At 55.3% G+C, this 20,493-nt stretch carries 16 protein-coding genes; 5 read left to right on the top strand and 11 right to left on the bottom strand.

Annotated elements, in window-relative coordinates; genetic code table 11:
* The first annotated feature begins 205 nt into the window (after positions 1-205).
* Positions 206-1,093, top strand: a complete 888-nt coding sequence (gene metF / locus KGA69_RS05290) for a methylenetetrahydrofolate reductase (RefSeq protein ID WP_015368922.1) — start codon at positions 206-208, stop codon at positions 1,091-1,093.
* A 151-nt stretch (positions 1,094-1,244) separates the two neighbouring features.
* A complete protein-coding gene (locus KGA69_RS05285) occupies positions 1,245-2,171 on the top strand; it encodes a DMT family transporter (protein ID WP_045395304.1) in 927 nt (308 codons plus the stop codon).
* Positions 2,172-2,215: 44 nt separating this feature from the next.
* On the opposite strand, the gene nagE is transcribed toward KGA69_RS05285, so the two are convergent.
* From nagE to KGA69_RS05240, 9 genes are all read right to left on the bottom strand, one after another.
* Positions 2,216-4,228: an N-acetylglucosamine-specific PTS transporter subunit IIBC gene (nagE, locus tag KGA69_RS05280; protein ID WP_045395306.1), complete on the bottom strand. Its 2,013-nt coding sequence runs from the start codon at positions 4,226-4,228 to the stop codon at positions 2,216-2,218.
* A 260-nt stretch (positions 4,229-4,488) separates the two neighbouring features.
* Entirely contained in the window at positions 4,489-5,631 is a 1,143-nt protein-coding gene (gene nagA / locus KGA69_RS05275; protein WP_047049869.1) for an N-acetylglucosamine-6-phosphate deacetylase, read from the bottom strand.
* A 10-nt stretch (positions 5,632-5,641) separates the two neighbouring features.
* Positions 5,642-6,379, bottom strand: coding sequence for a glucosamine-6-phosphate deaminase (nagB, locus tag KGA69_RS05270; RefSeq protein WP_049059702.1), 738 nt, complete (start codon positions 6,377-6,379; stop codon positions 5,642-5,644).
* Between the two features lie 8 nt (positions 6,380-6,387).
* Positions 6,388-7,302 carry a glycyl-radical enzyme activating protein gene (locus tag KGA69_RS05265; protein WP_213292888.1) on the bottom strand — a complete coding sequence of 305 codons (915 nt, stop codon included), beginning with the start codon at positions 7,300-7,302 and terminating at the stop codon, positions 6,388-6,390.
* Positions 7,303-7,314: 12 nt separating this feature from the next.
* Complete coding sequence (locus tag KGA69_RS05260; RefSeq protein WP_213292887.1) at positions 7,315-9,738, bottom strand: glycyl radical protein; 2,424 nt, start codon at positions 9,736-9,738, stop codon at positions 7,315-7,317.
* 158 nt (positions 9,739-9,896) lie between these two features.
* Entirely contained in the window at positions 9,897-10,646 is a 750-nt protein-coding gene (locus KGA69_RS05255) for a DeoR/GlpR family DNA-binding transcription regulator (RefSeq protein WP_045395317.1), read from the bottom strand.
* Positions 10,647-10,784: 138 nt separating this feature from the next.
* Complete coding sequence (gldA, locus tag KGA69_RS05250) at positions 10,785-11,888, bottom strand: bifunctional L-1,2-propanediol dehydrogenase/glycerol dehydrogenase (protein WP_047047243.1); 1,104 nt, start codon at positions 11,886-11,888, stop codon at positions 10,785-10,787.
* A gap of 54 nt (positions 11,889-11,942) precedes the next feature.
* Entirely contained in the window at positions 11,943-12,605 is a 663-nt protein-coding gene (gene fsa, locus KGA69_RS05245; RefSeq protein WP_213292886.1) for a fructose-6-phosphate aldolase, read from the bottom strand.
* 205 nt (positions 12,606-12,810) lie between these two features.
* Positions 12,811-13,791, bottom strand: a complete 981-nt coding sequence (locus KGA69_RS05240; RefSeq protein WP_213293128.1) for a helix-turn-helix transcriptional regulator — start codon at positions 13,789-13,791, stop codon at positions 12,811-12,813.
* Between the two features lie 24 nt (positions 13,792-13,815).
* Between KGA69_RS05240 and zinT the strand changes: the two genes are divergently transcribed.
* Positions 13,816-14,466 carry a metal-binding protein ZinT gene (gene zinT / locus KGA69_RS05235; RefSeq protein WP_047078375.1) on the top strand — a complete coding sequence of 217 codons (651 nt, stop codon included), beginning with the start codon at positions 13,816-13,818 and terminating at the stop codon, positions 14,464-14,466.
* A 46-nt stretch (positions 14,467-14,512) separates the two neighbouring features.
* Here the strand turns inward: zinT and ppc are convergent, their stop codons facing one another.
* Both ppc and argE read right to left on the bottom strand, forming a co-directional pair.
* Positions 14,513-17,164: a phosphoenolpyruvate carboxylase gene (gene ppc / locus KGA69_RS05230; protein ID WP_015368915.1), complete on the bottom strand. Its 2,652-nt coding sequence runs from the start codon at positions 17,162-17,164 to the stop codon at positions 14,513-14,515.
* A 257-nt stretch (positions 17,165-17,421) separates the two neighbouring features.
* A complete protein-coding gene (gene argE / locus KGA69_RS05225) occupies positions 17,422-18,573 on the bottom strand; it encodes an acetylornithine deacetylase (protein ID WP_015368914.1) in 1,152 nt (383 codons plus the stop codon).
* A 113-nt stretch (positions 18,574-18,686) separates the two neighbouring features.
* On the opposite strand from argE, the gene argC reads away from it, so the two are divergent.
* Both argC and argB read left to right on the top strand, forming a co-directional pair.
* The gene (gene argC / locus KGA69_RS05220; RefSeq protein ID WP_047049854.1) at positions 18,687-19,691 is read left to right on the top strand and encodes an N-acetyl-gamma-glutamyl-phosphate reductase; all 1,005 of its coding nucleotides are present in this window, start codon (positions 18,687-18,689) and stop codon (positions 19,689-19,691) included.
* 9 nt (positions 19,692-19,700) lie between these two features.
* A complete protein-coding gene (gene argB, locus KGA69_RS05215) occupies positions 19,701-20,477 on the top strand; it encodes an acetylglutamate kinase (RefSeq protein WP_015368912.1) in 777 nt (258 codons plus the stop codon).
* The last annotated feature ends 16 nt before the right edge of the window (positions 20,478-20,493 follow it).

Below are 20,493 nucleotides of genomic sequence, written 5' to 3'. Positions count from 1 at the left end.
CGGACAAAATCTGAAAACAACGCCAGGGCGCGCCTGGCCTGACGCGAGATGAACTTTTTTCACTTTGACTGAAAATTCCTCACTGTTTACGCAGATTTTTCTATTGACGCCCGCACGCTTTTCCGTCATTTTTACATCTGGACGTCTAAACGTATAGAAGTTCGCAACACGACTGATAAATATAATGCGATTGATGAGGTAAGGTATGAGCTTTTTTCACGCCAATCAGCGGGAAGCCCTGAATCAGAGCCTGGCGGAAGTCCAGGGCCAGATTAATGTGTCCTTTGAATTCTTTCCGCCGCGTACCAGTGAAATGGAGCAAACCCTGTGGAAATCCATCGATCGCTTAAGCAGCCTGAAGCCGAAGTTTGTTTCCGTCACCTACGGGGCGAACTCCGGCGAGCGCGACCGCACTCATAGCATTATCAAGGGCATTAAAGACCGCACCGGTCTGGAAGCGGCGCCGCACCTGACCTGTATCGACGCCAGCCGCGATGAACTGCGCGCGATTGCCCAGGATTACTGGAATAACGGTATTCGCCATATCGTCGCGCTGCGCGGTGACCTGCCGCCGGGTAGCGGCAAGCCGGAGATGTACGCCGCCGACCTGGTGACGCTGCTAAAAGACGTCGGTGATTTTGACATCTCCGTCGCCGCCTATCCGGAAGTGCATCCGGAAGCCAAAAGCGCGCAGGCCGACTTATTGAACCTGAAACGTAAAGTAGAAGCGGGCGCTAATCGCGCGATCACTCAGTTCTTTTTTGATGTCGAAAGCTACCTGCGTTTTCGCGACCGCTGCGTCTCCGCCGGTATCGACGTGGAAATTATTCCGGGCATTCTGCCGGTCTCCAACTTTAAACAGGCGAAGAAATTTGCCGATATGACGAACGTGCGTATCCCAACCTGGATGTCGAAAATGTTCGAAGGGCTGGATAACGATGCCGAAACGCGCCAGCTAGTAGGGGCGAATATCGCCATGGACATGGTGAAAATTTTAAGCCGGGAAGGGGTAAAAGATTTCCACTTCTATACCCTGAATCGCGCCGAAATGAGCTACGCCATCTGCCATACCCTGGGCGTGCGCCCGGCGTAATCACCTGCTTTACCTCTTGTTTCATCCTTATCGGGGCGGTGAACTGCAATTCACCGCCCCCTTTTTTAGCACGAAAAGTGCGCTCTGCCTTTAAGCAACCTTCCGCCAAAGCGAGTATAGTGCCCGCAAAAATCATGACGGTGGAGAAGTTATGACGGTTGCAAGGAACAGCAATCTCCTGGCCGGTTGCGGCCTCGTCCTGCTGACGCTTATCTGGAGCTACAGCTGGATTGCGATGAAACAGGTAACGCTCTATATCGGCGCCTTCGATTTTACCGCGCTGCGCTGTATCTTCGGCGCGATTGTACTGATGGCGGTGCTGGCGCTGCGCGGGCGCGGCATGCGGCCGACGCCGTTTGGCTATACCCTGGCGATTGCGCTGCTGCAAACCTGCGGCATGGTCGGCCTGGCGCAGTGGGCGCTGATGAGCGGCGGCGCCGGTAAAGTCGCTATTCTCAGCTACACCATGCCGTTCTGGGTAGTTATCATGGCGGCGCTGTTTTTAGGCGAGCGCATGCGGCGGCTGCAGTATGCCGCTATCGTCCTGGCGGCGTGTGGTCTACTGCTGGTGCTGCAGCCGTGGCAGTTGGATTTTTCCTCGATGAAAAGCGCGCTGCTGGCGATCCTCTCCGGTATCAGTTGGGGGGCGAGCGCGATTGTCGCCAAACGCATGTATCGCCGCTATCCGCGCCTCGATTTACTGTCGTTAACCGCCTGGCAGATGCTGTATGCCGCGCTGGTGATGAGCGTGGTGGCGTGGCTGGTGCCGCAGCGCAGTATTGACTGGCAGCCTGGGGTTTTCTGGGCATTGGGCTATAGCGCGATTCTGGCCACGGCGGTGGCCTGGAGTCTGTGGCTGTATGTCCTGCGTAATCTGCCTGCCAGCGTCGCCGGCCTGAGTACGCTGGCGGTGCCGGTCTGCGGCGTGCTGTTTTCCTGGTGGCTGCTGGGTGAAAATCCGGGGCTGGTGGAAGGCGCCGGCATTGTGCTGATTGTCGCGGCGCTGGCGATTATCAGCCTTAAAAAGCGCCACGCTCATGGGCAACACGTTGATCGGCCGGCGACGGCGGCAAAATAATCGTCACATGTGGCCGCATGGCGCGGCCACACCGTCTATCAATCTTATCCCTTAATGTGGTACAGCGGTTCACCCGCTTTCACCTGACCGTGCGCTTTGATTTCCAGCTGCGCGAACTCCTCTATATTGCTGCAGAGCACCGGGCTAACCATCGAACGCACGTTAGCTTCGAGGTACACGAGATCCATTTCGAGAATCGGCTGACCTGCGACAACAGTAGCGCCTTCTTCCGCCAGACGGGTAAAGCCCTGACCCGCCAGCGCAACGGTATCAATCCCCATATGCACCACGATCTCAGCGCCGTCTTCGGTCTCAAGACAGAAGGCATGATCGGTGTTGAAAATCTTGATGAGAGTACCCGCCGCGGGTGAAACCACAATGTTGCTGGCCGGCAGGATGGCGACACCACCGCCAACGGCGCCGCTGGCGAAAGCTTCGTCAGGGACTTGCTCCAGCGCGACCAGCTCGCCGCTCACCGGGGCGACGAGCTCGATAACTCGCAATGAATTTGCTGCCTTGCGTGGACTCGTGTTGGCCGGTACGGCCGCATTGGGCAGCGCCTGCGCGGCATCGACGTGACCCGCGGTTTTCATGGCGGTGGCGATTTTTTCCGCCACGAAGCCAACGATTATCTGCACGTTGCTGGCGTTGAGGCGAATGACCCCGCTGGCTCCCAGGCGGCGGGCCAGCGCTTCATCGACCAGCGTTGCATCCTTAACGCCAAGGCGCAGGCGGGTGATGCAGGCGTCGATATTGGTGAGATTATCGGAACCACCGATAGCGGCAATGTACTGGCGCGCCAGCGCGCTGATATCCTGCTGTTTCGCGGCGCTCAGGTTCACATCTTCGCCATCGGCGGCGCTGCCGGCAACGGACAGCTCGCGGCCCGGCGTCAGCAGGTTGAAGCGGGTGATGGTGAAGCGGAAGACCAGATAATAAATCGCGAAGTACACCAGCCCCATGGGAATGAGCAGATACCAGTGGGTGGCCAGCGGGTTGCGCGATGCCAGTACCATATCGACCAGACCGGCGCTGAAGCCGAATCCGGCGATCCAGTGCATGCTGGCGGCGATGAAGACGGACACGCCGGTTAAAAAGGCGTGGATGACGTATAGCGCCGGCGCGACGAACATGAAGGAAAACTCCAGCGGTTCGGTAATGCCGGTGAAGAAGGCCGCGAACGCGCCAGCCATCATAATACCCATCACCTTCGCTTTATTTTCCGCTCGGGCGCACTGGTACATGGCCAGCGCCGCGCCCGGCAAGCCGAACATCATGACCGGGAAAAAGCCCGCCTGATAACGACCGGTGATGCCAACCACCGCTTTACCGGAGGCGATGGACTGCGCGCCGCCAAGGAAATTCGGGATGTCGTTAATCCCGGCGACGTCGAACCAGAATACCGAGTTCAGGGCGTGATGCAGGCCGACCGGGATGAGCAAGCGGTTGAAAAAAGCATAGATACCCGCACCCAGTGAGCCCAGTTTTTGGATATGTTCACCGAAGCTGACCAGCCCGCTAAAGACCACCGGCCAGATGAACATCAGGACAAACGCCACCACAATCATAGTGAATGAAGTGAGGATCGGCACCAGTCGGCGTCCGCTGAAGAACGAGAGCGCTTTCGGTAACTCCGTGCTGCTAAAGCGGTTATAGAGTTCCGCTGAAATAATGCCGACCATGATGCCGATAAACTGATTTTTAATCTTCGCAAAGGCCGCAGGCACCTGCTCGATTGGGATCTGCTGGATCATGGCGACAGCTGCCGGCGAACAGAGCGTGGTTAATACCAGAAAGCCGACAAACCCGGCCAGCGCGGCGGCGCCATCTTTATCTTTCGACATGCCGTAGGCTACCCCGACGGCAAACAGGACGCCCATATTATCTATAATGGCCGCACCGGACTGAATACATAGTGCGGCCAGCGCGTTAGAACTACCCCAGCCGTTGGGATCGATCCAGTAACCGATGCCCATTAAAATGGCGGCGGCAGGTAAAGTAGCGACGGGCACCATCAATGCCCGGCCGACTTTTTGTAGATAACCCAAAATATTCATATGAATTCCCTTAAAATAATAAATCCTGAAGCCGCATGTAATAAAGCGACTGACCTGTATAACGATGGGCAGTTAAAATTAAGCAGTCTTATTTTTATTGTGGGTTATTTTTAAGGGGTTTCAGGAGGTGTTTAATGTTAGCCAGGTCGCATTTTAATAAATATTAAAAAGGACTTGGGTTATTAATAAATAGAATGAATAACAAAGCAGCGGTTATTTTTCAATAACCGCCATTGTTAAATGATACGGAGGTGAATTAATTAACTTATTGACCAGGCTACCGTACCGCGACAATAGGTTGTATTCACCTGATAATTATCTTCAAGGACAACAATATCGGCATCGTATCCGCGCTGTAATTTCCCTTTTCGACTATCAAAACCTAATAACCGTGCCGGATTAATGGTGCAGGATTTTAATGCCGCGCTAAACGGCACCATTGCTCTTTCGACCATATTATATAAGCCGCGATTGAGCTGTAGCGTGCTGCCGACCAGGACGCCGTTATCCCGTCTGGTTGCGCCATCATCGCCAAGTACCATTGGCTCTCCGCCGAACATATAGCGCCCCGGAGGACAACCTTTCGCCTTCATCGAGTCGCTTATCATGATGATGTCATTATCATTTTTGCTGCGATAAAGGTGGGCGGCGGAAACCAGGCTGACAAAGATACCGTCGGCAATCACCTCGCCGTACAGGCCATCAAGATTCAGGGCGGCGCCAAGCAGGCCGGGCTCGCGATTGACGTATTTCGCCATGCCGTTATAGACATGGGTGACATTTTTAGCGCCGTTGGCGACCGCCGCCAGCGCCTGCTCGAAAGAAGCATCCGAATGGCCCATATTGACCACAATCCCTTTCTTCGCGCAGTAGCGGGTCAGCGCAAACTGATGGTCTTCTTCCGGGGCAAGGGTAATGGCGATAATGTGGTCGCGCGCCGCCTTTTCGAAAGCCTGAAACTGGGTGACGTCGGCAGGGCGAATCTGTTTTTCCGGCTGCGCGCCGCGGTAAAGTTGGCTCAGGAACGGGCCTTCGAGATGGATGCCCAGAATTTCCGCGCCGCTATATCCTTCGTCCATAACGTGGGAAATATTGTCCAGCGCCGCCAGTAGCGTCGCGTTTTCATCGGTAACGGTAGTCGGGCAAAAGGCGGTGACGCCTTCTTCCGGTAGGCGGGAGGCCCAGCGGCGTAGCCCCTGTGGGTCGTTTTCGTTGGTATCGTAATCCCAGGCGCCGTGCGCATGGCTATCGATAAGGCCTGGTATAATGCGCCGCGCCCCGAAATCCTTATCCACGCGGGAGCTAAGACCGGGCGTGATCGCGCTGATAAGCCCATTTTCAATGGTTATTTGCGCCGGGTAAAAACCCCCGGCAAGCCACACTCGTTCGCTCTGGATTATCATATGCTCACCTTTAAGCGCTGATAAGCGATGCCGCGTCACGGTCGCATATGATGGTGACGTCCGCATGCATCAGTAAGAAGGAGGCGGGGAATTGCGGATCGATGCGTGTGCATTGGTGCAACTGCTTGATAATTTCCGCTTTTGATTTACCGTTGGCAATCAGCACGATCTTTTTGCTGCGCAAGATGGTGCCCATGCCCAAAGTGATAGCCTGCCGGGGGACTTCGTCCTGGCTGGCGAAGAAGCGGGCGTTCGCCGCAATGGTCTCTTCGTTAAGGTCGATGATATGGCATACCGGGCTATGGGTAGCATGGGGTTCATTGAAACCAATATGACCATCGTGACCAATGCCGAGAACGGTAATATCGAAATCGCCATGGCTTTGAATCAGGCGTTCGTAGCGAGCGCATTCGGCCTGCAGGTCGGGCGCCAGAATATCCGGTACGAAGGTATTTTCTTCAGCCATGTTGGCATGCTGATAAAAGTGCTGTTGCAGGAAGTAATAATAACTTTGCGGATCGTTTTTGGCCAGCGGGATATATTCGTCGATATTAAACGAGAGGGCGCAGGAGAAATCGGCTTCTCCATCTTTCGCCATTCGGCTCATTTCGGCCAGGAGGCCGACGGGGGTTCCGCCAGTCGGCAAGGCCAATACTAAATCCGGCTTTTTATTCAGCTCCTGGGCAATATGTTGTGCTGCCAGGGCGCTCATTTTTTCGTAGGTGTCGGTAATAATAAAGTTCAACATGTTAATCCTTAACCGCCAATGGTGGCTTTTAATCCAATATCTTCAGCGTATTGTTTAATTTGTTCTGTTACGTCGCGTTGGCATGTCGGAATGTTGTGTAGAAAATAGGGCATACCAAGCTTTTGATATTTCCCAATGCCATAAATATGGTATTCGAGAATATCAACCTGTAAAACCGCCGGACCGAGTTTACGAATAAAGTCGAGACGCTGGCGAATATCCTCAGGATCGTCGTTACGCGTCGGCACGATCACCATTCGCGCGAGGATCGGCTTGCCCATAGCGGCGATCGCTTTGGCATTATCGAGGATCCGCCGATTGTCTACTCCGGTACAGGCAAGATGAGTCTCGGGGTTGAAAGCTTTAAAGTCGTAAGAGACCAGATCGACCGTTTCAATCAGCGGGCGCAGCTTTTCCCAGCGGATATTGCCTGCAGTATCGAGACATACGTGTACGCCCTGCGCTTTCAATATTTGCGCTGTTTCTTTGACGAACTCCGCCTGCAGCGCCGGCTCGCCGCCGGAAAAGGTCACGCCGCCAGTGCTTGAGTCGTAAAATGTCTTGTCGCGCAGTAGTAATTCCGCCAACTGGTGCGAGGTCATCTCTTTAGCGATTTTTTCATAGCCGTCGTAGGGACAGAGATCGACCATATCCAGGAGATTGCTGCAATTTCTACGGTCTATATTGACGCCATTGCCCGGTTCAGCAAGGGTAATGGCGTGGTTGTTTGCCGCCTGTACGCAGGTACCGCACTGGCGGCAGCGTTCTTTAAACCAGAAAACGTTATGGCCTGGCCCGATGGTTTCCGGATTCGCGCACCACTGGCAGCGCAGGTTGCACTGCTGCATAAAGACGGTGCTGCGTATTCCTGGGCCATCTTTGGTGGAATAACGTTGAATTCGGGAAATCAGGCCAGTTCTCATCGCGTTTCTCTCTTACCAGCTCAGTTCGGTGCGCGCGATAATCGCATCCTGCGCTTCCGGCATCAGCGTTGAGAACAGCGCGCAATACCCGGCAACGCGCACCATCAGATTCGGGTAATCCTGCGGATTCGCCTTTGCGGCGCGCAGAATATTGGAATCAATGATGTTGAACTGATTATGGAAGATGTTTTTCTCACGGTTGGCTTCCATAAAGGCGGTAAATTTCTCCAGATTGTCGTCGCCTTCCAGCGCGCTTGGCGTGAACTTCATATTCAGCAGCTGGCCGCCGGCGATTTTCTGGTTCGGCAGTTTCGCAACCGAGTTAATGACCGCCGTCGGGCCTTCTTTATCCGCGCCGAGGCACGGAGAGGCGCCTTCGTTCAGCGGCAGCGTCGCCAGGCGACCATCCGGCGTGGCGCCGACGTCAAAACCATTCGGCACGTATGAAGTAATATTAGAGGTCGACATGGTATAACCGCAGCCTTTTGGCCCCTTACCATAGCGATCGGTTTTGTATTTCGGCAACAGTTTGAGATAAGACTCGAAGACATCGGCGACGATATGGTCGACATAGTCGATATCGTTACCAAACTTCGGCGCATTGCGGCACAGTTTGCGTACGCGCGCGCCTTCCAGACCTTCAAAGTTGCTATCCATGGCGTCGCGTAGCTGTTGAAGCGTCAGGACTTTATCGTCGAAGACCAGTTTTTTCACTGCCGCCAGGCTATCGCCGACCACGGAAGGGCCAATGTTGGAGGAACTCACGAAGTCATATTCCGCGCCGCCGTTTTTCAACGTTTTACCGCGTTCCAGCGAGCAGTTAATCGTGGCGGAGGCAAAGGCATCGGCATCGTGGTATTTCAGCGCCCGGTCGCAGACCAGATCGCAATCTACCGCCAGATCGGAGTAGAACTCCAGCAGCTGGTTCCACGCCGCCCATACTTCATCGTAAGACTGGTAGTTTATTTCTCGGCCTTCTTTACCGTTGATTTTCACTAACTGCACGCCGGTCGCCGGATCGCAGCCGTTGTTCATCACCAGCTCAAGGATCTTGCCGAAATTCACATAGGTCATGCCGGTGGCGCGGTGCCCCCAGCGGCCTGGGATCGCGGTTTCTACGCAACCCATTGAAGCATATTCGCGGGCGACTTCTTCTGTCAGGCCCAGCGTCATCATGGCAGGGATAACCACTTCATCGCAGAAGATCGACGGCATACCGAAGCCTTTACGAATGAGCTTTGCGGCATCCTGCATCAGCGAATGCGGGGTATCTTTTGAGAAACGAACGCTGAGGTTTGGTTCCGGCAGGCCGGTTAGCGCCATGGCTTCCAGCGACAGATAGGAAAGATCGTTGGTACCGTCGCTGCCGTCAGGCTTCATGCCGCCAACCATCAGGTTGGAATAGAGAGGATAGCCCCCGCTGTACTGAGTATGGCCCCACGGGCGTACTTTGTTCAGGCTGTTGGTCATGATGAAGAAGTGGGTCAGGATCTCCAGCGCCTTTTCTTTGCTGATTTTCCCGGCTTTGATATCGGCTTCGTAATACGGCCAGACGTACTGGTCGAAGCGGCCGAAGGAGAAAGAGTGGCCGTTGCTTTCAATCATCATCAGCAAATGGGTAAGGTAGACGGTTTCCACGGCTTCATAGAAGCTACGGGCTTTGCCTTCCATCAGATGGGCGAACATGTCGCTCATGGCCAGCAGTTCGTCGCGGCGTTTAGCATCGGACACTCTTGCCGCTTCGGTTTTAGCAAGCGCGGAGAAGCGTTTGCAGTATTTAAGCGCGGCCTCCATGGTAATAATGACCGCCTGATAGAAATCTTTTTGCTCGTCGGTCAGGTTGTCGTCATTTTCCAGGTGCTGTTTGGCGATATCGCGCATACCGCCATAGCCAACTTCCAGTACGAAATCGTGGTTCGGAATGATATGGCCGTCACCGGACATGCTGATGCCGCCGCGGTGCAGCACGCCCTGTTTTTCCGCCAGACGGTTAATTTGCGGTAGGTTGGCAAGCACTTCATCCTGATGGGTTTTTCCTTGCCAGTAATCCTGCAGGGCACGCAAGCGGGCTTTGGTGGATTCGGACACGCGGAAGCTATCACCGGAACGCTTATCAAATTCGTCCAGTTCATCGATAACCCAGTTAAAGGAGTATTCCGGGAACACCGGCGCGGCAAAATTGGCGCTCGCCTGGTTGCCGACAATCAGCATATCCGGTTCGATATAGATGGTCATTTTCTCCAGAATATCGGCTAACGCCAAAGCCCGGCGAATCACAATGGACTGGCCTTCGGAGCGTTTAAACGACTCGGTGATGATCTCTGCTCGTTCCGGGCATAGCGTCGCCACGCGATGGAACATCTGATCCTGTTTTTTAGCGATACGCGCGAAGTCGCAATCGTCGTTGGTAGGTTTGAAGCTCAGTAATCCGTTCATAAAGACCTCAATTCTGGAGGGGGTATCCCTATTCCACGCTTGAGGTGTTCTTTTGTCAATTTATTTATGATCTTTTGCGTTCTATTTACCATTAATAAATCTAAAAAGAACATTTAGAAAAAACGGAAAAGCACAGACGCCCGTTGCCGGGCGTGAAGTTACGCTGCGCTGTCGGCCAGCAACAGTTCGGTTTTTTGCGCAGTAAGCAGGGAGAGGATATCGGCTGGGAGGCCATCCTGACTGATAACGATGTCAAAATCGTCCAGTCGGGCATGGCCGGCAAGGAAAGTTTGCTCGAATTTACTTTTATCGGCGAGGAGGATTTTTTGCCGTCCGGCGCGCAGCAGCGCTCGCTTGACGTGGGCATCGGTCATTTTAGGGACCGTTAGCTCGCCGTGGTGGTTAATACCCTGGGTGCTGATAAAGACCTTATCGGCATGAATGGTGCTAAAAAACTCCGCGGTACTGAAAGAGATCATCCCCTGGGTATCATCTTCATATTCTCCCGGAGCGACGATTAACTTGATGTTTTTTCTTCCTTTTAGCAGGTTCACTACCGGTACTGAGTTAGTGATCACCATGATTTTTTTATCGAAAATTGATTGCGCTAGCGCCAGCAGCGTGGTCCCGCAGTCAATGATGATAGTGTCGCCGTCCTCAACCAGCTCTGCCGCTTTACGGCCAATCAGGTGTTTATCGTCAACCATCTGCACGGATTTAAGCTGAAAACTTGGCTCGACGCTGGCGCCGCTGGTCAGGTAGGCGCCGCCATAGGTCGTTTTGACGATTCCCTGTTTTTCGAAGAATGACAGATCCCGGCGGATAGTCATTTTGGTGACGCCGAACTTCTCGGCCAGTTCGTTTACAACGACTTTTTTGTCCTGTTGCAGAATGGCGTAAATGCTCATTCTTCTGTCTGATGATTGCATAACAACGATTTGCCCAAAGGAAAAACGCACTATAAAACACATCCCGTGTGCTGGCAATCGGCGATCAAAGGAACATAAAAGAACACGCCCGGCTGACGCCGGGCGTAACGGGAAAGGTTATTCCCACTCTTGCAGGAAACGCTGTCCATATTGGTCGGCCACCAACAGCGCGGCGTACACCTGGTCGGCGCTGGCGCCGCCCGGCATATTGTGGATAGTTTCGCCTTCGGCGCAGGCGGCTTCCGCGACCGTGCGCATTTTGGCCGGGATATCGCCTTTAATATCGAGCTGCGCCAGCGTGATGGGCAGACCGACGCTGTGACAAAGCGCCGCAGCGGTCTCAATTTCTTCCACCGGCGCGTTTTCCAGCACCAGCTGCGTCAGGGTACCAAATGCGACCTTTTCTCCGTGGTAGAAGTGATGGGCGTCCGGGATGGCGGTCAGGCCATTGTGAATCGCGTGCGCCGCCGCCAGCCCGCCGCTCTCAAAGCCGACGCCGCTCAGGTAGGTGTTGGCTTCGATCACCCGCTCAAGCGCTGGGGTAACCACATGCTGCTCGGCGGCAAGCATCGCCTTTTCGCCTTCTTCAACCAGCGTGTTGTAGCATAGCTCCGCCAGCGCCAGCGCCGCCTGGGTGCATTTACCACCCGCCATTGTAGTCGCGCCGCTGCGCGAGCAGGCGCGGGCTTCAAACCAGGTCGCCAGCGCATCGCCAATCCCGGCGGCCAGCAGGCGAGCTGGCGCGCCTGCGACGATCTGCGTATCGACAACCACCATGTTCGGGTTGTGCGGCAGCATCAGATAGCTTTCGAATTCGCCATCGTCGGTATAGATAACAGACAACGCGCTGCACGGCGCATCGGTGGAGGCGATGGTCGGTGCCACGACCACCGGCAGGTGCATATAGTGAGCCAGCGCTTTCGCGGTATCCAGCGTCTTGCCGCCGCCGATGCCGAGCACTGCATGGCATTGGGCGCTGCTGGCGATATCGCGCAGGCGGTTGATTTCATTTTGCGAACATTCACCGCCGAACGGGGCGATTTCGGCCACCAGACCAGCGCCGCTCAGGCTGGTACGCAGCTGCTCTTCGGCGAAGCCGAGAACGAACTTGTCGCCGATGATTAGCCAGCGTTCAGCCAGCGGTTTGAGATATTCGCCGAGGCGCTTGATGGCGCCAGCGCCCTGGATGTATTTACCGGGTGATTGAATAATGCGATCCATTTCGATTCCTCCGCGATGACCGTGCAAGCCGCCTGTTGGCGGCCGACGATCGGATTACAGGTTCAACGTGCCAAATGCGTTATTCCAGTCCTGCTCAAACTTCTCTATGGCTGACTCTACCGCAGGGGTGCCGAGCATTTGTTGCGCTACGTCTAAGGGGAGGGTGATAGCTTCACAGCCGGCTAACAGGCAATCCAGCGCCTGACGCGGGGTTTTGAAGCTCGCGGCCAGGACTTTGCTTTCCGGGGCGTGCATTTCCAGCAGGGATTGCAGTTCTTGCACCATGCGAATGCCGTCACCGCCCTGGGCGTCGACGCGGTTGACGTACGGCGCGACGTATTTCGCGCCGGCCAGCGCCGCGAGCAGCCCCTGGGAAGCGCTATAGACGGCGGTGCCAAGCGTAGGGATGCTTTCTTTTTTCAGTAGTTTGATGGCGGCGAGACCTTCGGCGGTAACCGGGATCTTAACCACGATTCCTGGTACGGCGTTACTCAGGCGTTTGGCTTCTGCCACCATACCTTGCGCATCGCGACTCATGGTCTGCGCGAACAGAATACCTTCCGGGCCGACGGCTTTTTGCAGGCGAGGCAGCACATCCCAGACCGGGGTTTTGCCGGCGGCGATGATGCTCGGGTTGGTGGTGACGCCAGCCAGCGGATAAATACGGGCCAGACGTTCAACTTCAGCGACGTTCGCGGTGTCCAGATAGAGTTCCATAACCATTCCTCGATGTGTAATTCAATGATGTTGAGGTAAGGATACGGCTTCCGTTTGCCTGCTCGCCAGATGACAATTTTGCCAAAAACTGGATAAATGTACGCATTACGATTAAGAGTGATTTAGATCACATTTGTCCACGCAATAGTGCATCCAGGCTGAAATAGCCTGCAGGTGGAAATCAGTAACTTACAAAAATCTAGTTTTACGGCGCAGAGGGGGTTTCCGTCAGTTGGCTATGGTACTGGCGGCGATACTCGGAAGGAGAACGTTCAGTATTCTTGCGGAACAGGCGGCAGAAGTAATTGCTGTCGGCGAAGCCGCAGGCGTGGGCGATATCTTTTACTTTCATATCATGACCCTTCAGCAGCATGCGCGCCTGTTCGAGGCGGATATGATTGAGGTATTCGTTAAAGCCCATGGGTCCGCACTTCTGAAACAGATGTGAGAGATAGTTGGGAGAGAGATAAAACTCCTGGGCTACGGATTCCCGGCTCAGCGGCTCAGCGAAATGGACATCGATATACTGGCGGATCGCCTCGAACAGCGCCTGGCTGCGCGATGAGGTTTGCGCCTGGCTACCCAGCAGATCGGTACAGTGGCTGAGCAGACTAATCACGATACAGCGGGCGGTTTGCTGCTCCTGCGGTTGCATGCGTATCTCATTTAGCGCCTGTAGCAGGAATGAACCCACGCGCGGCCCGCGGCGTGGTACCTGGATCTTCTGGACAAGAGTTAGCGCTTCTCCGTTCCAGCGCTGCAGCGTAAATTCCAACTGCTGTTTGCCAAACAGGATGCTTAAGAGCAGACAGGGCGTCTGCCACTGCGGCCAGTTCCAGCCATCGCCGGCAATATACAGTACGTCGCGCGCCTGCAGCGGCGCGGCGTTTTCCCCTAAGGCGAGATCGCGCAACTGCCCCTCAATGACGATATTCAGACGGGGGAAATCGAGCTGTATCACGGCTTCAGCAGGCGGTCGCATTGCGCCGGCAAAATGCACCTCCGCAATGTTATTCGTTTTTTTTATCAATGAATCAATGAGTTGATTGATGCTGTTGTCCATCATTGCCCCGTCAAATACGTCACGCGGTTCATCATACCGGACATTTTTCCAGCGGTAAAAGCGCGAACTCGTCGTTATTGCTTCTCGGTTGTGAAATGTTATATCGTAACATTTTGTCGCAATCAATATTCAACTCAGGAGAGAGTAATGACCCGAAAGATCCCCATGCTCGCGTTTGGCTTCGGCATGGCGCTTGCCAGCGTTCAGGCATTCGCCCACGGTAGCCATCATCATGGCCCGGCGTTAACTGAAACGGAACGCCGGGCCAGCGAAGGCATTTTTGCCGATAAAGATGTGAAGGATCGCGCGTTGAGCGATTGGGATGGCGTCTGGCAGTCAGTCAATCCGTACCTGCTGAATGGCGACCTTGACCCGGTTCTGGAACAAAAAGCGAAAAAGCCCGGCGGCAAGAGCGTGGAAGAGTATCGCGCCTATTATAAGAAGGGCTATGCCACCGACGTAGAGCAGATTGGCATTGAAGATAACGTGATAGAGTTCCACGTCGGCAAGACCGTTAATAGCTGCAAATATCGCTACTCAGGCTACAAAATCCTGCAATATGCCTCCGGCAAGAAGGGCGTTCGCTACCTGTTTGAGTGCCAGCAGGCTGATGGCAAAGCGCCGAAATTCGTCCAGTTCAGCGACCATATTATTGGCCCACGCAAATCGCAGCATTTCCATATTTTCATGGGGAATGAATCTCAGGAAGCCTTGCTGAAAGAGATGGATAACTGGCCGACCTATTATCCGTATGCGCTGCATAAAGAGCAGATCGTCGATGAGATGTTGCATCACTAAAATGAATGGGAAATTCCCCCGGCCGGGCGGCCGGGGGAAACGATGATTAGCCGGTATTACGCATCCCAGCCGCGACGCCGGCAATGGTGACCATCAGCGCTTGCTCAACGCGCGCATCCGGTTCCTCGCCAGCCTCTTCGGCCTGACGTGAACGGTGCAGCAGTTCGGCCTGCAGGACGTTCAGCGGGTCGGTATAGATGTTACGCAACTGGATTGATTCGGCAATCCACGGCAGGTCTGCCATCAGGTGGGAGTCGTTAGCGATGGCCAGCACCACTTTGATATCGGCGGTTAACAGCTGACGCAGCTCTTCGCCGAGTTTCCACAGTTCCGGTTTCACCAGCCGCTGATCGTAGTACTCCGCCAGCCACAGGTCGGCTTTTGAATAGACCATCTCCAGCATGCCCAGGCGGGTTGAGAAGAACGGCCAGTCGCGGCACATGCTTTCCAGCTCGCTCTGCTTGCCTCCCTCGACCACTTTCTGCAGCGCGGCGCCGGCGCCCAGCCAGGCCGGCAGCATCAGGCGGTTCTGGGTCCAGGCGAAGATCCACGGGATAGCGCGCAGTGACTCGACGCCGCCGGTCGGGCGACGTTTTGCCGGGCGCGAGCCAAGCGGCAGTTTGCCCAGTTCCTGTTCCGGGGTCGCGGAGCGGAAATAAGGGACGAAGTCTTTGTTCTCACGCACATAGCCGCGATACATCTTACAGGAGACGTCGGACAGCTCGGCCATGATTTCGCGCCACTGCGGTTTTGGTTCAGGCGGCGGCAGCAGGTTGGCTTCCAGAATCGCGCTGGTGTACAACGACAGGCTACTGATGGTCACTTCCGGCAGGCCGTACTTAAAGCGGATCATCTCGCCCTGTTCGGTGACGCGCAGGCCGCCTTTCAGGCTACCCGGCGGCTGCGAGAGCAGCGCGGCATGGGCCGGAGCGCCGCCGCGACCGATGGAGCCGCCGCGACCGTGGAACAGCGTCAGTTCAATACCGGCTTTTTCGCAGGTTTTGATCAGCGCGTCCTGGGCCTGATACTGAGCCCAGGAGGCGGCCATCACGCCGGCATCTTTGGCCGAGTCGGAGTAGCCGATCATGACCATCTGTTTGCCCTGAATAAAGCCGCGATACCAGTCAATATTCAGCAACTGAGTCATAACGTCGTTGGCGTTGTTCAGGTCGTCGAGCGTTTCAAACAGCGGCGCGACCGGCAGGGCAAAGCCGATACCGGCTTCCTTCAGCAGCAGATGAACCGCCAGCACGTCGGACGGCGTTTTGGCCATCGAGATAACATAGGCGGCGATCGAGCCGCGCGGCGCTTCGGCGATCACCTTGCAGGTGTCGAGGACTTCGCGAGTTTCTTCGCTTGGTTCCCACTGGCGTGGCAGCAGCGGGCGTTTGGAGTTCAGTTCACGGATCAGGAAGGCCTGCTTGTCGGCTTCCGACCAGCTTTCATAATCGCCGATCCCGAGGTAGCGGGTCATTTCGCCCAGCGCTTCGGTGTGGCGAGTGCTTTCCTGACGGATATCGATACGCACCAGCGGTACGCCGAAAGATTTCACCCGGCGCAGGGTATCGAGCAGTTCGCCGTTGGCGATGATGCCCATGCCGCAGGCCTGCAGCGATTTATAGCAGGCGTACAGCGGTTCCCACAGCTGTTCGTTTTGCGTGATAAGACCCGCTGGTTTCGGCAGTTTTTGCCCTTTCAGACGCGCTTCCAGCCAGGCCTGGGTCTCCATCAACTGGCTACGCAGTTTTTTCATCAGATAACGATACGGCTCTTGCGCGCCTTCCGCGCCGGCCAAATCGCGGAGCTCGTCGGTGCATTCGACCATCGACAGCTCGGAGATAAGCACCTGGATATCTTTCAGGAACAGATCGGTCGCTTTCCAGCGGCTGAGCAACAGCACGTGGCGGGTGATATCGGCGGTGACGTTCGGGTTGCCGTCGCGGTCGCCGCCCATCCAGGAAGTGAATCGTACCGGCACAAAATCAACCGGTAGCTGGTAGCCGAGGTTGGCTTCCAGCTGTTCGTTCAGCTCGCGCAGATAGTTCGGCACGCCTTCCCACAGGCTGTTTTCAACTACCGCGAAACCCCATTTGGCTTCATCGACCGGAGAAGGGCGGTGCTTACGAATTTCATCGGTATGCCAGGATTGGGCGATCAGCTGGCGCAGGCGGCGCATCAGCTGATTGTGCTCATAGTCGGCGATATCTTTGTTATCCAACTGCTTAAGGCAGTTGTTGACCTCCACCATTTTGTGGATCAGCGTCCGGCGGGTGATCTCGGTCGGGTGAGCGGTTAACACCAGCTCCAGCGACAGGGATTCCACCGCTTTTTTAATGGTGTCTTCGTTGAGATTGGGTTGGTCTTTGAGTTTTCTCAGGGTACGCGCAATAACTTCCGGATTACTGGCGGCTTCGCCGTTGGGCGAAATGCTGTGATATTGCTCAGCGGTATTGGCCAGATTCAAAAACTGGCTAAAGGCGCGCGCCACCGGCAGCAGCTCGTCGTTGGACAAGTTTTGCAGCGTGGTGAGCAGCTCCTGGCGATTGGCTTCATTGCCCGCGCGAGAAGATTTGGACAACTTACGGATAGTTTCGACTCGATCAAGAATGTTTTCTCCTAACGCATCCTTGATGGTGTCGCCCAGCACCTTACCGAGCATACTGACATTACTACGCAAAGCGGAATATTGTTCGTTCATGTTACCCCAGACACCCCATCTCATTTTATTTTGTTATATCCGGCGCTCCGTGAATTGAGCAGTGGATAAGCAACCCGTCTTTTATAAAGCCACGTAAATACCCCCGCGTCAATTGCTGCGAAATCGCTTCAGCAAACGAATAAATAGCGATAATTTGCGAAAGTTAACTCAGCGGTCGGCGGATAAGCATTACTTATGGAAGTGTGACGATCGTCACTCTCCCGCCTCCGGACGTGAAGGCGGGAAAACGGCGGCAATTAATGCCAGCAGAAGTGATGGACAACCTGGGTGATGAGCTCGCGCGTTGGCTTAATAAACCGCGTCTCCAGATATTCATCCGGCTGGTGGGCCTGGTTGATGGAGCCCGGTCCTAACACCAGCGTAGGGCACAGCGTCTGGATAAATGGCGCTTCGGTGCAGTAGTTCACCACTTCGGTCTGCGCGCCGAGCAGTTTTTCAACCACTTCGACCAGCTTGTGGTCCGGCGGGCATTCATAGCCTGGGATCGGCGGATGCAGCTCAGAGACCGTCAGACGCCCTGGCCAGCGCTCGCTAACCGGCGCCAGCGCTTCATCCAGCAGACCGTTCAGGTCGTTAAGCGTCATACCCGGCAATGGACGAATATCCATGTGCAGCTCGCAGCAGGCGCAGATGCGGTTGGATGCATCGCCGCCGTGAATGGCGCCCAGGTTGAGCGTCGGATAAGGCACGGTGAAGGCAGCGTAGTGGTAACGCTCTTTTAAGTCATCGCGCAGTTGCATGATGCGGCCAATCGCATCGTGCATCAGTTCGATAGCGTTCACGCCGCGCGCCGGGTCGCTGGAGTGGCCTGACTGGCCCAGTACGCGTACCGCTGTTGAAATGTGGCCTTTATGCGCCCGCACCGGCTGCAGCGAGGTCGGCTCGCCGATGATGGCGCAGTCCGGGCGTAGCTGTGTGGTTTCAGCGAAATAGCGCGCGCCCGCCATGCTGGTTTCTTCGTCAGCGGTGGCCAGAATATACAGCGGTTTTTTCAATTTACTGACGTCAACGTCGCGCAGGGCATCGAGGATAAACGCGAAGAAGCCTTTCATATCGGCCGTGCCGAGGCCGTAGAGTTTGTTGTCGTGCTCGGTAAGCGTAAACGGGTCGCGAGTCCAGCGACCATCGTCGAAAGGCACGGTATCGGTATGCCCGGCAAGCAGCAGGCCGCCAGCGCCGTGGCCGGTACTGGCCAACATATTGAATTTATTACGCGTCTCCGGTACTGGCTGGATCTCGACGTTAAAGCCCAGATCGCGGAACCAGCCGCCGAGTAAATTGATTAAAGACTCATTGCTTTGATCCAGCGCTTCTTCGGTCGCGCTGATGGAGGGTGTGGCGATCAATGCGCGGTAAATCTCGATAAAGGGCGGTAAATTGTTTTTCATTGTTGACACACCTCTGGTCATGATAGTATCAATATTCATGCAGTATTTGTGAATAAAAATACAATATCGTTGAGCGCAATAAAACCCATCGAATGTAAGGAGATGCTCTTCCAATGCTAAATACGCTGATCGTGGGAGCTAGCGGCTATGCCGGCGCAGAGCTGGTGGCCTATGTAAATCGCCACCCTCATATGAACATAACCGCTTTGACCGTCTCCGCGCAAAGCAATGATGCTGGAAAGTTAATTTCCGATATACATCCGCAGTTGAAAGGCATTGTCGATTTGCCGCTGCAGGCAATGTCCGATATCAGCGAATTTAGCGCCGGCGCGGATGTGGTGTTCCTCGCCACCGCGCATGAAGTCAGCCACGATCTGGCGCCGCAGTTTTTGGCCGCGGGCTGCGTGGTGTTCGATTTATCCGGCGCGTTTCGCGTCAACGATGGGGCGTTCTACGAAAAATACTACGGTTTCACGCATCAGCATCCGGACCTGCTCAAACAGGCGGTCTACGGTCTGGCCGAGTGGAACGTCGAAGCATTGAAAGAGGCGAATTTGATCGCGGTGCCTGGCTGCTACCCGACAGCGGCGCAGCTGGCGTTAAAACCGCTGATCGATGCCGGTCTGTTGGAGCTGAAGCAATGGCCGGTGATCAACGCCACCAGCGGCGTCAGCGGCGCCGGGCGTAAGGCGGCGATGAGCAATAGCTTCTGCGAAGTCAGCCTGCAGCCGTACGGTGTTTTCAATCATCGCCACCATCCGGAAATTTCTACCCATCTGGGCGCAGAGGTGATCTTCACTCCCCATTTGGGCAATTTTAAACGCGGTATTCTGGAAACCATTACCTGCAGCCTGAAGCCGGGCGTCGGTAAAGAGCAGGTTGCTGAGGTCTTCCAGCAGGCCTATGCCAATAAGCCGTTGGTCCGTTTATACGATAAAGGCGTACCGGCGCTGAAAAACGTAGTTGGGCTGCCATTCTGTGATATCGGTTTTGCCGTCCAGGACGAACATATTATCGTCGTGGCCGCAGAGGATAACCTGCTGAAAGGCGCGGCAGCGCAGGCTGTGCAGTGCGCTAACATTCGTTTCGGCTTCGCTGAGACGCAGTCTTTAATTTAAGGTGTGATGATGAACAATCCATTGATTATCAAACTTGGCGGCGTGTTGTTGGATAGCGAAGAAGCGCTGGAGCGCCTGTTTACCGCGCTGGTGCATTACCGCGAAACACACCAGCGTCCGCTGGTTATCGTCCACGGCGGCGGCTGCGTGGTGGATGAGCTGATGAAACAGCTTAATCTGCCGGTGAAAAAGAAAAATGGCCTGCGCGTAACGCCTGCCGATCAGATTGACATCATTACCGGCGCGCTGGCGGGAACCGCCAACAAAACGCTGCTGGCATGGGCGAAAAAGCATGGTCTTTCCTCGGTAGGGCTGTTCCTTGGCGATGGCGATAGCGTGAAGGTGACTCAGTTGGATGAAGAACTGGGCCACGTTGGTAAAGCGCAGGCAGGCTCGCCGACGCTTATCAATACGCTGCTGGCGGGCGGCTACCTGCCTGTGGTGAGCTCGATTGGCGTCACTGACGAAGGACAGCTGATGAACGTCAACGCCGATCAGGCGGCGACGGCGCTGGCGGCGACGCTGGGCGCGGATCTTATCCTGCTGTCCGATGTGAGCGGCATTCTCGACGGCAAAGGTCAGCGGATTGCGGAAATGACCGCCTCCAGGGCCGAGCAACTGATTGAACAGGGCATCATTACCGACGGTATGATCGTGAAAGTAAACGCGGCGCTGGACGCGGCGCGCGAGCTGGGTCGCCCGGTGGATATCGCCTCCTGGCGTCATGCCGAGCAGCTGCCGGCATTATTTAACGGTACGCCGATCGGTACGCGTATTTTGGCTTAAGATTGAATGCCCGGCG

This window comes from Klebsiella sp. A52 (assembly GCF_018388785.1).
Lineage (GTDB): Bacteria > Pseudomonadota > Gammaproteobacteria > Enterobacterales > Enterobacteriaceae > Klebsiella > Klebsiella aerogenes.
Note: the sequence above shows the minus strand (reverse complement) of the source record. Positions and strands in the feature narration are given on the sequence as shown.

Bases quoted from the DNA above. Each gene is read 5' to 3' on its own strand.
- metF (WP_015368922.1), top strand. From the start codon at position 206: ATGAGCTTTTTTCACGCCAATCAGCGGGAAGCCCTGAATCAGAGCCTG.
- KGA69_RS05285 (WP_045395304.1), top strand. From the start codon at position 1,245: ATGACGGTTGCAAGGAACAGCAATCTCCTGGCCGGTTGCGGCCTCGTC.
- nagE (WP_045395306.1), bottom strand. From the start codon at position 4,228: ATGAATATTTTGGGTTATCTACAAAAAGTCGGCCGGGCATTGATGGTG.
- nagA (WP_047049869.1), bottom strand. From the start codon at position 5,631: ATGATAATCCAGAGCGAACGAGTGTGGCTTGCCGGGGGTTTTTACCCG.
- nagB (WP_049059702.1), bottom strand. From the start codon at position 6,379: ATGTTGAACTTTATTATTACCGACACCTACGAAAAAATGAGCGCCCTG.
- KGA69_RS05265 (WP_213292888.1), bottom strand. From the start codon at position 7,302: ATGAGAACTGGCCTGATTTCCCGAATTCAACGTTATTCCACCAAAGAT.
- KGA69_RS05260 (WP_213292887.1), bottom strand. From the start codon at position 9,738: ATGAACGGATTACTGAGCTTCAAACCTACCAACGACGATTGCGACTTC.
- KGA69_RS05255 (WP_045395317.1), bottom strand. From the start codon at position 10,646: ATGAGCATTTACGCCATTCTGCAACAGGACAAAAAAGTCGTTGTAAAC.
- gldA (WP_047047243.1), bottom strand. From the start codon at position 11,888: ATGGATCGCATTATTCAATCACCCGGTAAATACATCCAGGGCGCTGGC.
- fsa (WP_213292886.1), bottom strand. From the start codon at position 12,605: ATGGAACTCTATCTGGACACCGCGAACGTCGCTGAAGTTGAACGTCTG.
- zinT (WP_047078375.1), top strand. From the start codon at position 13,816: ATGACCCGAAAGATCCCCATGCTCGCGTTTGGCTTCGGCATGGCGCTT.
- ppc (WP_015368915.1), bottom strand. From the start codon at position 17,164: ATGAACGAACAATATTCCGCTTTGCGTAGTAATGTCAGTATGCTCGGT.
- argE (WP_015368914.1), bottom strand. From the start codon at position 18,573: ATGAAAAACAATTTACCGCCCTTTATCGAGATTTACCGCGCATTGATC.
- argC (WP_047049854.1), top strand. From the start codon at position 18,687: ATGCTAAATACGCTGATCGTGGGAGCTAGCGGCTATGCCGGCGCAGAG.
- argB (WP_015368912.1), top strand. From the start codon at position 19,701: ATGAACAATCCATTGATTATCAAACTTGGCGGCGTGTTGTTGGATAGC.